Origin of the sequence: Aquabacterium olei (assembly GCF_003100395.1) — a bacterium.
Taxonomy (GTDB): Bacteria; Pseudomonadota; Gammaproteobacteria; order Burkholderiales; family Burkholderiaceae_C; genus Aquabacterium; species Aquabacterium olei.
Genome location: NZ_CP029211.1, coordinates 307,591 through 320,136, shown reverse-complemented (window position 1 = coordinate 320,136; position 12,546 = coordinate 307,591). Strand labels below are relative to the sequence as shown.

7 protein-coding genes are annotated in these 12,546 nt (G+C 64.9%); 3 read left to right on the top strand and 4 right to left on the bottom strand.

Annotated features, from left to right (window positions below; all coding sequences use genetic code 11):
* The first annotated feature begins 151 nt into the window (after positions 1 to 151).
* The 3 genes from DEH84_RS18785 to DEH84_RS18775 all read left to right on the top strand — a co-directional run bounded on the left by DEH84_RS18785 (position 152) and on the right by DEH84_RS18775 (position 5,580).
* A complete protein-coding gene (locus DEH84_RS18785; protein ID WP_245932810.1) occupies positions 152 to 1,039 on the top strand; it encodes an alpha/beta hydrolase in 888 nt (295 codons plus the stop codon).
* Between the two features lie 174 nt (positions 1,040 to 1,213).
* Positions 1,214 to 2,917, top strand: a complete 1,704-nt coding sequence (locus tag DEH84_RS18780) for a long-chain-fatty-acid--CoA ligase (protein WP_109038734.1) — start codon at positions 1,214 to 1,216, stop codon at positions 2,915 to 2,917.
* 269 nt (positions 2,918 to 3,186) lie between these two features.
* Positions 3,187 to 5,580 (top strand): GGDEF domain-containing protein, encoded by a 2,394-nt coding sequence (locus DEH84_RS18775; RefSeq protein WP_159099068.1) that lies wholly within the window; start codon positions 3,187 to 3,189, stop codon positions 5,578 to 5,580.
* Between the two features lie 123 nt (positions 5,581 to 5,703).
* Here DEH84_RS18775 and truD read toward each other — a convergent pair whose 3' ends face one another.
* Genes truD through DEH84_RS18755 form a run of 4 tightly spaced genes read right to left on the bottom strand, consistent with a single transcriptional unit; the run spans position 5,704 to position 12,435 of the window.
* Complete coding sequence (gene truD, locus DEH84_RS18770; RefSeq protein WP_109038732.1) at positions 5,704 to 6,717, bottom strand: tRNA pseudouridine(13) synthase TruD; 1,014 nt, start codon at positions 6,715 to 6,717, stop codon at positions 5,704 to 5,706.
* 35 nt (positions 6,718 to 6,752) lie between these two features.
* Positions 6,753 to 9,830 (bottom strand): efflux RND transporter permease subunit, encoded by a 3,078-nt coding sequence (locus DEH84_RS18765; protein WP_109038731.1) that lies wholly within the window; start codon positions 9,828 to 9,830, stop codon positions 6,753 to 6,755.
* A complete protein-coding gene (locus DEH84_RS18760; RefSeq protein ID WP_109038730.1) occupies positions 9,830 to 10,942 on the bottom strand; it encodes an efflux RND transporter periplasmic adaptor subunit in 1,113 nt (370 codons plus the stop codon). Before DEH84_RS18760 ends, DEH84_RS18765 begins: the two co-directional genes overlap by 1 nt.
* Positions 10,939 to 12,435, bottom strand: coding sequence for an efflux transporter outer membrane subunit (locus DEH84_RS18755; RefSeq protein ID WP_159099067.1), 1,497 nt, complete (start codon positions 12,433 to 12,435; stop codon positions 10,939 to 10,941). The genes DEH84_RS18760 and DEH84_RS18755 overlap by 4 nt, the downstream gene beginning before the upstream one ends.
* Positions 12,436 to 12,546: the final 111 nt, after the last annotated feature.

The following is a 12,546-nucleotide window of genomic DNA, read 5'->3' as shown; positions in this document are numbered from 1 at the left end:
CAACGTGGAATGGGCCCAGCGTGACGATGCACGCAGGACGTGAAACTTGCCATGCACCCACCGTGCGCCCGGGAGGCGCACATCGGCTCTCAGAGAGACTCAAAGGAAGTGAAAGCAAACAATGTTGCGGCGTTACCCTGATACCTCGCATGTGCGACTGCGCACCATCAAGTCCACCTTCCAGGCCGAAGGCGCACTGTGCGCCGCGACGCTCTACTTGCCGCAAGACGCCGATCCCGATCAGGCCTTGCCCGCCATCTTGATGCTGGGCGGGTGGGGCAGCATCCAACGCGCCATGACCTCGTCCTACACCCACAGCTTTGTCGAAGCGGGCTTTGCCGTCATGGAGTTCGACTACCCCGGCTGGGGCGACAGCGGCGGCTTTCCGAGGCAGGACATCAACCCATGGCGACGCACACGGGTGGCCGACACAGCACTCGCTCACCTGAAGGCACAGCCAATGGTCGCCGCGAACCGCATCACCCTGTGGGGCACATCGTTCGGCGGAGGCCATGTGGTCGATCTGGCATCGCAACACCCGGAACTCAAGGGCGCCGTCATCCAGGTCCCGATGCTCGACGGGCTGGCCGCCACCATGGCCACGCCGCCCCTGCGGATGTTGAAGATGAGCACGCTGGGGCTGATCGACTTCCTCAAGCCCGGCACGCCCATTTGTGTGCCGACGTTGTCCCGCGAGGGCGAGTTCGGCACCATGGACCGCGACGGCGCCTGGGAGGCCATGGAGCTGGCCCTGGCGGCATGGGAGGGCTACGGCTATGACAACCGGGTCACGGCCAGGTCCCTGTACACGATGCCGTTCTACCGACCGTGGCAGCGATTGAAGGACGTCAAGATCCCGATGTTGATGATCGGCGCAACCGGGGACACGGTGGCACCTTTTGTGTCCGACAAGGTTCACCGGGTTGGCAATCCCCACATCGAGGTCATCGAAATCGATGCCAACCACTTCGATCCGTACTTCGACCCGCTGTTCCCCAAGATGCTGGCGTTGCAGATGAAGTTCCTGCTCCGTTCGTGAAAGCCGTGCATTGAGCGGTACGAGCGACGTCAGTGCCCAAGCGATCCATCCTGGGCATGCCGAAGAGCGTCCCGCATGCAAGCGCGCTCTATCCCTCAGCATCGGCATGGCTTGTATGCACGCGGGGTCGGGGCGGCAGGTTGATGTATTTTCTCTAACCTAAGGATGGCAAGCATGACAGCGACCTCGAAGCCCTGGCTATCGCACTACCAGCCCGGCGTGCCGGCAAACATCGACGCTTCGGTCTACCCGTCGCTGGTCGAACTGCTGGAGCAGGCGTTCAAGCAGCACGCGCGCCGTGACGCGGCGGCCTTCATGGGCGCCCGCTGGACCTTCGAGCAGCTCGACGATGCGTCGAAGGCGCTGGCTGGGTGGCTGCAGTCGTGCGGGCTGGCGCCCGGCGCCCGGGTGGCGCTGATGATGCCGAACGTGCCGCAGTACATGGTGGCGATCGCGGCGGTGCTGCGGGCGGGGTACGTGGTCGTCAATGTGAATCCTCTGTACACGCCGCGTGAACTGGAGCATCAGCTCAAGGACTCGGGCGCCGAAGCCATCGTGATTCTGGAGAATTTCGCCGTCACGCTGCAGCAGGTGGTCAAGCGCACGCCGGTCAAACACGTGGTGCTGGCGGCCATGGGCGACATGCTGCCTTGGGCCAAGGGCAAGCTGGTGAACTTCGTGGTGCGGCACGCCAAGAAGATGGTGCCGGCGTTCACGCTGCCGGCCGGCCTGAAGGTCACCAAGTTCAACGATGCGCTCGATCAAGGCCGCGGCAAGGCGTCGTTCAAGCGCCCGCAGCTGCGTCCCGACGACGTCGCCTTCCTGCAGTACACCGGGGGCACCACGGGCGTGTCCAAGGGCGCCACGCTGCTGCACCGCAACGTGGTGGCCAACATCCTGCAATGCGAGGCCTGGTTCAAGCCGGAGCTGGACAAGAACGGCAACGAGCAGCTGGTCAATGTGTGCGCGCTGCCGCTGTATCACATCTTCGCGCTGACGGCCGGCTTCATGGTGGGCGCGCGCATGGGCAGCCTGAACATCCTGATCGCCAACCCGCGCGACATCGACGGGTTCATCAAGACGTTGAAGGGGTTTCGGGTCAGCCAGTTCCCGGCGGTCAACACCCTGTACAACGGCTTGGTGAACCATCCGGAGTTCGCCAAACTCGATTTCTCGGGACTGCGCGTGTGCAATGGCGGCGGCATGGCCGTTCAGCAGGCCACGGCCGAAAAGTGGAAGAAGATCACGGGGTGCTCGATCGTCGAAGGCTACGGCCTGTCGGAGACCTCGCCCGTGGCCACGATCAATCGGCTCGACAGCGCAGGCTTCACCGGTGCGATCGGCATGCCGATCTCGTCCACCGAGGTCGTGATACTGGACGATGACGGCACGGTGCTGGGCACCGACGAGGTCGGCGAGATCGCGATCCGGGGCCCGCAGGTGATGGCTGGCTACTGGAATCGCCCCGACGAAACCGCCAAGGTCATGACGGCCGATGGATTCTTCCGCACGGGTGACATGGGGATCATGAACGCCGACGGCTTGATCAAGATCGTGGACCGCAAGAAGGACATGATCCTGGTGTCGGGCTTCAACGTGTATCCCAACGAGGTGGAGCAGGTGGTCAACCTGCACCCGGGCGTGCTGGAATGCGCCGCCGTGGGCGTGGCAGATGCCAAGTCGGGCGAGGCCGTGAAGCTGTTCGTGGTCAAGAAGGATCCGTCTCTGGTTGAAGAGGATCTGGTGCGTTACTGCAAGGAGCAGCTCACGGGCTACAAATGCCCCAAGTACATCGAGTTCCGCCACGACCTGCCCAAGACGAATGTGGGCAAGATCCTGCGCCGCGAGCTGCGGGACGAGCACAAGAAGGCCGCTTGATCCGGCGGCCAGGAAGAGCCCCGGCAGAACACCATCAATTCGTGAAACGTTACCGGCTTTTCGATCAGTTCAGTCGCCGCATTTCATAAACAGCAGGCGAAGACGAATACACGAAGAGCTGACTCGCCACATCGCGGACATGTCGAGCGTGCAGAAGAGTCGCCCACACGCCTTCAACTGAGCACTTACTGGCCACAACGCGATGTCCGACGATGCTGCGATTGAAATCGAATCGAACCTGAATTCGGCATCGTGATGTTGGTTGAGCCGTGTTGACAGCCTCTACCCCTCCCCTGCGGGCCAGGCTTGACGAGAGCCGCTTTCAGGCGCCTTCGTTAACAGTACATGGCCAGGCAAAGCGCCGGTTTGTGCTGACGCTGCCAAGCTACGTGCTGGCTTTGCTCGTGCTCTATATCGGCGCGTGGCTCAATCTGTTCACCATAGAGCGTGCGCATGCGATTGCGGTGGTCATCGCAGGCGGCCTCGGAATCTTCGGGGCATTGATCTGGTCAGGGCGCACACTTCAGTGGCGCGACCCCTTGGTGGTCCTTCCACAGGTGTTGTTCAGTGTGGTGGTGGTCGCCCTGTCCTACCAGCTGATTGAAATCAGCCGTGGGGTGGCCTTCATGTGGCTGGCTGTGATCGTGGTGTACGACATGCGTCGCCTGCCCGTGAAGCAAGTGAGGTTTGTCATCGCTTCGGCCACTGTGCTCCAGCTTGCGAACTCCGTCAGCATTTGGGCGGCGAACCCGAACGGGCCCAAGCTGATCGACGAGTTGCTCAACCTCGGCTGCCTGGCATTGCTGCTTCCGACGCTGACGATGGTTTCCACCCACGCGCGTACATTGGTGAAGCGCCGCAAACAGCAAAATGCGGAGCGCGAGAAGGCGCTACAAGCCCTCAACTTCCTGTCTGTCCATGACACGTTGACGGGCCTGCACAACCGGCGTCACATGTTGGCACGCCTGGAACAGGAAGCACGCAAAACAGCGCGCTTTGGCGTGCCGTTCACGGTTGGGGTCCTGGACATCGATTTCTTCAAGCGCGTGAACGATCAGCACGGGCACGCCGTGGGCGACACGGTGCTCCAGCGCTTTGCCGAGATCGCTTCGTCGGTGTTCGAGCCATTCGAAACAGTGGCCCGCTGGGGCGGGGAAGAGTTTGTCGTGCTGATGCCCGGGGCCGACGGGAGATCGGCCTATCACCGCTTGCACAATCTACGCGCAGCCGTTCATCAGCACGATTGGGGGGCTGTGCACCCGGGCCTGCGCATCACGTTTTCGGCTGGCCTTGCGACGTACCGTGATGGCTCCGTCGAACACCTGATGGAGGCGGCCGATCAGGCCTTGTACGCCGCCAAGCATGCAGGCAGAGACCGCATCAGCCCTGAGTTCGACCATGTGGATGCCCCTTCACCGCATGGCGACAACCTGGCTGGCTCGCAAGAGCGGGTGGAAGCGTCAATGGCAGGAAGAGGGCCGCCTCCTACACCCGCTCCTGCTGCGCCCCCCATGCTTATCCCCGGCAAAAAGGCCCAAGCACCGCTGGAGTGCAGTGCAGCAAGCCGCGCCACTTCAAGCGCCCTGTCCAAGCTTTTTCGGACAGACGACCCAAAGACGCGCACATTGCTGAAGCTGGCAGCGGCTGTCTCCGGCATGTATTTCTTCTGGCTCCTCGTCGTGATTTTTTATGCGATCCCGAAGCACATGTTCCCCCACTGGCTGGAACTTGTTTTGTTGGGGCACCTGACGATCGGTGCTGTCGCACCCCTGGTGATCATCCGCAGCGGCTGGTCCAAGCGTTTCAAGGATCCCATCTTCTTGATGGAGCAATGCATCTGGGCCAACTTGATGTTGGTGGCGGCGTACTTCTTCTCACCGATCGGCAAGGGGGCGCTGTTGGGCGTGCTCTGCCAAGTGCAGGCATTCGGGTTTCCTGCGTTCTCGCCTCGACAAGCCCGCTACTCCGGATCCGCCGTTTTGGTGATGCTCGCCATGTCATGGATCGGCATGACCCTTTGGGGCGGGCCAGGATTCGATGCCGCGTCGGACGGCTTGATCATCGCGACTGCCTGCGGTGTCTTGCTGTTGCTCACCTGGCAGTCTTACAACTACGCCCTCTACCGCGAGAAGAATCAAAAAGAGCGCAGAGAGCTTGAACTGGCCATCGCTGAAGTCGAGCGCCTCACCACCATTGACACGTTGACAGGTCTGTACAACCGACAGCATCTGCATGAAGTCCTTGATCATGAAACCATCCGCAGTGGCATCGGCTCTCCTGGCTTCTGCGTGGCCCTGATTGACCTGGACCATTTCAAACAGGTCAATGACATCTATGGACATCAGGTTGGTGATGAGGTGCTGGTCGGGTTTGCCGCCCTGGCAAAGACCGCCTTTCGAGACACAGACACGGTCGGCCGGTGGGGTGGTGAAGAGTTCCTGATCGTCATGCCGGGCGGATCTCGGCATTCCATGGACCGCCTGTTGGTAGCGGTTGCCCAGGCACAGCTTTCGCCCCAAGCCTCGGCACTGCGCGTGACCGCCTCTGCGGGTCTCGCCCATCATCGCGTTGGAGAGCCTTGGGCAGACACATTGGAACGCGCTGATCGCGCGCTGTATGTAGCGAAAGAGACAGGTCGCAATCAGTGCATTGCTGACGTCTAGCGAGGGCAAAGGCATGCACAAACGCCTTGGAGCCCACGAGCATCTGGCTCCTCCGCAAAATTGGCCATGGCGTGCACAGTTCGGCAGTGATCAGCCGATCCAGAATCTGATGCACGTTTCCCATCACTCGACCGCCACCGCCTCGTCCTCCGCATGCCGATCCGGCTCGGTCGTGCACAGGATCTCGCCCAACACCGACGTGGCGTAGTTCCCGGCAGGCAGCGAGAACGTGATCACCAGCTGATCGGCGTGCGGCCATTCCCACGCCATCTCGCCCGGGCTTGCCACCAGAGAGCGCCGCTCCTGATCCAGCCCGGCGTGTTCCATGCCATCGCACAAGACGGCATGGCGTTCGGCCACGCCGTTCTCCAGGGCCTGCGCCTGATCGGTCGTGGTCACGCGCCCCCGTCCCCAGAGCGGCCCGGTGGGCTGGCCCACCTCGTCCATCACGTCGCCGGGCAGGGTCTTGCCCCAGAGCCCCTGCTGGATGCGCAGCGCCAACACTTCGTTGAACACGAAGGATCGCACCGCCGACAGGTAGATGCCCTTCTTCTTCGGGTTGCGCACGCGAATCTCGCGCGCCAGCATGGCCCGGCCCTGCTCGACGTTGCCGCCGTCATGCCCGAAGCGCTGCGCGCCGAAGTAGTTCGGCACGCCGTGCGACGCCACCGCCTTCAGGTTCGCCTCGATGGCATCGCGGTCGCCGGTCACGTCGCGCAGCACGATGCGGAACCGGTTGCCGTGCAGGTCGCCCGGGCGCAGCTTTTTCACGTGGCGGCTCTGGCTCAGCACCTTGAACTCCGGGTGCTGAAACTGCGTCAGGTCGGGCGTCTCGCCCTTGGGCAGGTAGATGCTGAACCACTGGCGGGTGATGGCGTAGCGGTCCTTGAGGCCGGCATAGCCCACGTCCCGCTCCTCCACGCCCGCGGCCGCGGCCAGTTGCTGGGCGACAAACGCGGTGTTGGCGCCGTTCTTCTCGACATCCAGCCAGAGGTGTTCACCCGCACCCGAGGGCAGCTGCAGCGGCAGCTCGGTCACGATGAAGTCCCCGTTGAGGCGTTTCAGGGTGGCATTGGCACCGCTGGCCGGATAAGCGTGGGGCCATTGCGGCAGGGTGGTGTAGAGGGCGTCGGTCATGAGGGCGCTCACGTTAGCAGATCGGGACCGGCTGTCTACCTGACAGGGGGCAGTCCACCCTGCCCTGACGGCTTCATCCAGACCATGTACAGCGCTGGCACAAACACCAGCGTCAGCACGGTGGCGGCGATGAGCCCGCCCATGATCGACATGGCCATCGGCCCCCAGAAGACGCTGCTGCTCAAGGGCACCATGGCGAACACCGCGGCGGCGGCCGTCAACACCACCGGGCGCGCGCGCCGTACGGTTGCTTCCACAACGGCCTGCGCCTGTGGCATGCCCGAGGCGATGTCGCTGTCGATCTGGTCGACCAGGATCACGGCGTTGCGCATGATCATGCCACCCAGCGCAATCACGCCCAACAACGCCACGAAGCCGAAGGGCGCGTTGAAGATGAGCAGCGCCGGCACCACCCCGATGAGGCCGAGGGGCGCGGTCATGAACACCATCCACATGCGCGAGAAGCTCTGCAGCTGCATCATCAGGATCAGCAGCATCACCACGAGCATCAGCGGAAAGACGGCGAACAGGGCCTGATTCGACTTGTCGCTTTCTTCGATGGCACCGCCTTGCTCGATGCGGTAGCCGGGTGGCAGCTTGTCGATGATCGGCTGGAGCGAAGGCCAGATCTTCATCGTGGCCGAGGGGCCCTGCACACCATCACGCACATCGCTGCGCACGGTGAGCACCATGTCGCGGTTGCGGCGCCACAGCACAGGCTCCTCGAAGGTGGGCGTCAGCGTGGCCACATGCGAAAGCGGCACGATGGCACCGCTGCGGGTGAAGAGGTTCACATCGCCAAGCTGTTCCAGCGCCAGGCGCTCGCTCGGGGCGGCGCGCAAGGTCACGTCGATGAGGTCTTCGCCGCGACGGATCTGCGTGGCGGGCGCTCCGCTCAACACGATCTGCATCATGGCCGAGACATCGGCGCTGGTGATGCCCAGAAGGCGCGCCTTGTCCTGGTCCAGCTGCACGCGCACGGTCCTCACCTGCTCGTTCCAGTCCAGTTGGGTGTCGCGCACCAGGGGGCTTTGCCGCACGGCATCACGCACCTGGTAGGCGATTTCGCGGACCTTGCCCGTGTCGGGACCCACCACGCGGAACTGCACCGGGAAGCCCACAGGCGGCCCGAACTCGAAGCGCGTGACACGTCCGCGCAGGTCGGGGAAGGCACGCTCGGCGGCAAAGAGGCCGAGCAGCCGGCGCCGCACGGCCTCACGATCGGCCACGTTGGCCGTCTTGATCACGATCTGCGCGTAGCTCGGGTTGGGCAGCTCGATGGGCAGTGACAGGAAGAAGCGCGGCGCACCGGCGCCCGTGTAGGCGCTGAAGTGCTGAACCTGGGCATCGTTCTTGAGGATGTGCTCGAAGCGCTTGACCTGGGCTTCGGTGGCCGAGAACGACGCGCCTTCTCGCAGGCGCAGGTCGACGATGAGCTCCAGCCGGGAAGCGGTCGGGAAGAACTGCTGCTGCACGAGGCCCATGCCCGCCATGGCGCTGACAAAGAGAACCCCGGTGGCGGCCAACACCATCACGCGGTGGGCCATGCACCACTGCAGCAGGCGACGCAGCCGTTGGTAGAGCGGCGTCGCGTAGGGGTCGTGGGCTGCGCCCCCGTGTGCCTTCATGGTCCTGGGCAGCAGCACGATGCCGAGGTAGGGCGTGAAGACAACGGCCACGAACCAGGATGCGATGAGGGCGACGCCCACCACCCAGAAGATGCCACCGGCGTACTCGCCGCTGATGGACTTGGCAAATCCCACCGGCATGAAGCCGGCCACCGTGACCAGCGTGCCAGTCAGCATGGGAAAGGCCGTGGAGGTGTAGGCGAAGGTGGCCGCGCTGATGCGGTCCCAGCCCTGCTCGATCTTCACGACCATCATTTCGACGGCGATGATGGCGTCGTCCACCAGCAGGCCCAGGGCGATGATCAACGCACCCAGCGAGATGCGGTCCAGGCTCCAGCCGGCGGCCAGCATCACGATGGCCACGATGGCCAGCACCAAAGGCACGGACGCGGCCACCACGATGCCTGTGCGCCAGCCCAGGAAGAGGAAACACACCGCCAGCACAATGGCCAGCGCCTCCAGGAAGGCGCGTTCGAACTCCCACACCGACTCTTCCACAATGGTCGGCTGGTCGGCCACCTTCTCCACCGTCACGCCCACGGGCAGACCGGCCTTCAGCGCGGACATGCGCGCCTCGAGGTCCTGGCCGAGCTTCAGGATGTTGCCGTGCCGGTCGAAGGTGATGGCCAGCATCAGCACGGGTTTGCCGTCATGCCGCACGGTGAACGTCGGCGGGTCTTCCAGGCCCGACGTGACCTTGGCGACATCGCCCAGGCGCAGCAGCTTGCCACCGGCCGCGATGGACACGTCGGCCACATCCCGTGCGTCGCGCAAGCTGCCATCCACCCGTACAAACACCTGATCGCTGCGGCCTTCGGTCGCGCCAGAAGGGCTGACGGTGTTCTGACGCGCAAGCGCCTCGATCACGGTCTGCACGCTGATCCCCAGTGAGGCCAGCCGCTGGCTCGAGAACTCGACATGGACCTTCTCGGCCTGTCGACCGAACACGTCCACCTTCGTCACGCCGGAAAGCCCCTGAACGTCGCGCTTGATGTCCTCGGTCAGCACCTGCAATTCAGGCCAGCTCAGATCCGGGGCGCTGATGGCGTACATCACGCTGTAGACGTCGCTGAACTCGTCGTTGAAGATCGGGCCGAGCACGCCCTCGGGGAACTGGTGACGCACGTCGCCAATCTTCTTGCGCGCCTGGTACCACGCCCGCTCGAGATCGGCCTTGGACGTGCCGCCCTTCATCCACAGGTTGACCGCGCCATAGCCCTGGCGCGAGAAGCTGCGGATGAAATCAACGCCCTCGATCTTCTGCAGTTCGCGCTCCATGCGGTTGAGCACCTGGTCCTGCACCTGCTGGGCCGAAGCCCCCGGCCAGGCCACCACGGCCGTCATCGTCGGCACCATGAACTGCGGGTCTTCCAGGCGGCCCAGCCGCGTGAAGGCGAGCGCGCCCACCAGCAGGCTGCCGATCATCAAGAACAGCACCATGGCGCGGTGCGTGACGGCCCATTCCGACAGGTTGAACGACTTCATCACAGGCTCCCTGGGCGCTTGACGGCCTGCACCTTCATGCCGGCGTCCAGCTTTTGCGCGCCGGCCGAGACCACCATGGCGCCATCCGGCAAGCCGGCCACACGGACCCGGTCGGTCGATTGCGATACCAGCGTCACGGCCTGGCGTGTCAAGGTGCCGGCCCGGTCGTTGACCAGCCAGACCGACGGGGCCTTCTGGGTGCTGAGCAGCGCGCCAGCCGGCAGTTCCGCCGAGGCGGTGCCGCCCTTTCGGGCCAGTTGCACATCGGCGGTCACGCCCATGCGCAGGCCCGCTGGCGGCGACACGATGGCGTAGCGCGCCCGGAAGGTCCGAGCCTGCGCCGAAGCACTGGGCGACAGCTCGCGCAGGTTCAGCCTGACTTCGTCCGGCACGCCTGCGACGCGTGCTCGCCCGATGCGATTGCGCACATCGGCGGCAAGGGCCTCGGGCACCTCCACTTCCACTTCCAGCTCGCCGGGCTTGGCCAGTACGATCACGGGCTGGCCTTCCGAGACCATTTGCCCCACTTCCAACTGCAAGCCGGTCACCACGCCATCGAAGGGCGCTGACAGCACGGCGTAGCCCACCCGATTGCGCAGCACGTCCAGTTGGCGTTCCGCCTGCACCAGGCGCGCGCTGGCGGCATCCGATCGGGCCTGCTGACGCTCCTGGTCCGCTGCGCCGACAGACCCGTCTAGCATCAGCCGCTTGAAGCGCGCTGCATCGCTGGCGGCCTGTGTGGCATCCACCTGGGCCGCCCGCAGTTGTTCGGCTGCGGCATCGGCGGCCAACTGGTAGTCGGCCGCATCGATGCGGGCCAGCGGCTGGCCGGCGCGCACGGTCTGACCGATGTCCACCAGCCGGGTCGTGACCTTGCCTCCAGCCCGGAATGCCAGGTTGCTTTCGATGCGCGGGCGTATGGCGCCCCTCAGGACGCGCACGTCCTCACCCTGGTCGTTGTGGACGGTCGAAACGTAGACAGCCGGGATCGGCGCCGCCTGTTCTGCAGGGCGCGAGCAGGCCGACAACGTCACCAGGCCGCTGAGGGCCAGCCCCGTCCAGGCCAGCGAGGGCCGCGCGTTGTTCAGGCGGAATTCAAAGAAGTGGGTCATGGCTGGCTTTCAGACTCGGGGCTGGGAAGGGGCGTGGTGCGGGAGGCAACTGGGGAAGCAGGGCCCGCGCCCTGGGTGGATGGCCATCCGCCGCCCACGGCCGTGGCCAGCTGAACGGTGCTGAGCGCCAGCTGCGTCTGGCCGTCGAGGGCAGACAGCTCGGAGGCCAGCACGGCACGCTGCGCGTCCAGCAGTTGCAGCAGGTCGATCTGACCTTCTCGGTGAAGCGATTCGGCGTGGCGCAGGCCCGTCCGCCTTTGCTCGACACTGGCTGCCAGCGCGGTCAGGCGATCGCGGTCCTGCGACAAGGCCACGAGGCTGTCGTCCACGTCCTTGATGGCGCCGAGCACGGCCTTCTCGAACTGCAGGGTGGCCATGCGCTCCTGAGCCGACTGGCGCTCGACCGCGGCGCGCAAGCGGCCGGCGTCGAACAGCGGCATCGTGAAAGCCAGCGCGGCGCTGCTGTAGCCAACAGGTGTCAGGTCCAGCGCATTGAGGCGTAGGTCCTGGCGCCCGAGCACCGCGGCCAGGAAGAACTTGGGCCACCGATCCGCGTGTGCCACGCGCAGGCGCGCGGCCTCGGCCAAGAGCTGCTGTTGCGCCACACGCAGATCCGGGCGGCGCATCAAGAGGTCCACCGGCTGCCCAGCCGACAGACTGGGTGGCTTGGGCAACGCGGGCGGAGCGGACTCTTCCAACTCGCGCAGGGGCTGGTTCGGATTGGCCCCCACCAACACCGCGAGGTGGGTCTCCGTCACGGCAGCAAAGGTGCGCAGAGGCGGCAGTTGCGCGGCGAGCGATTGCACCTCGCCTGCCGCGCGGGCCACGTCAAACCGGCTGGCCAGACCGGCCGCTTCCCGGCTCCGAGTCAAACGCTCCGTGTCGACCTGCGCCTTCAACAAAGCCTCGAGCTTGGCCAGTCTCAGTCGCGCGCCTTGCCACACGATGTACTGCCGCGCCACCTCGCTGCTCACCATCCATCGTGCAACGTCAACTGCGTCGTCCGCGCTCAGCGCGTCCAGTTCGGCGGCGTCGGCACCCGCGCGTACTGCGCCGAACAGATCGAGCTCCCAGCCCAACTCCAGCGCCCCTCTGTAGGCCCGTGTGTCCGGCTTGCCCTGCTTGACCCGGTCCGGCAAGCCGCTACGCTCATCCGATGCAGACCCCGTGAGCGACACGGTCGGCCCGAGTCGGGATGCCGCCGCCGTCTGCCCTGCCCGGGCCTGGCGCACGCGCTGCTGCGCGATGCGGACGTCGTGGTTGACCGCCTGGGCGCGCTCGACCAAGGCGATGAGCGCTTCGTCGCCAAAGCCGCGCCACCAGGTCGTGTCGACCGACGCGACGAGATCGGGCGCATGGCGGAAGCCAGCATCGACCGTGGCCGACACATCAGGCGGCTCGGGCGCAGGGGCCGCACAGGCCGAAAGCAAGGCGGCCAGGCACAAGGCAAACGCGGGCGGCCATCGCCGATATCGCAAGGTCGAGGTGGACATGTGAGTCGGCCCGTGGTTGACAGTGTCTACCATTGTGCGGGCATGGAGTAGACAGTGTCAACCTCGGGTGTTCTACTGCCTGATCCGTCGCCCCATGGCAGCGCTAGACTC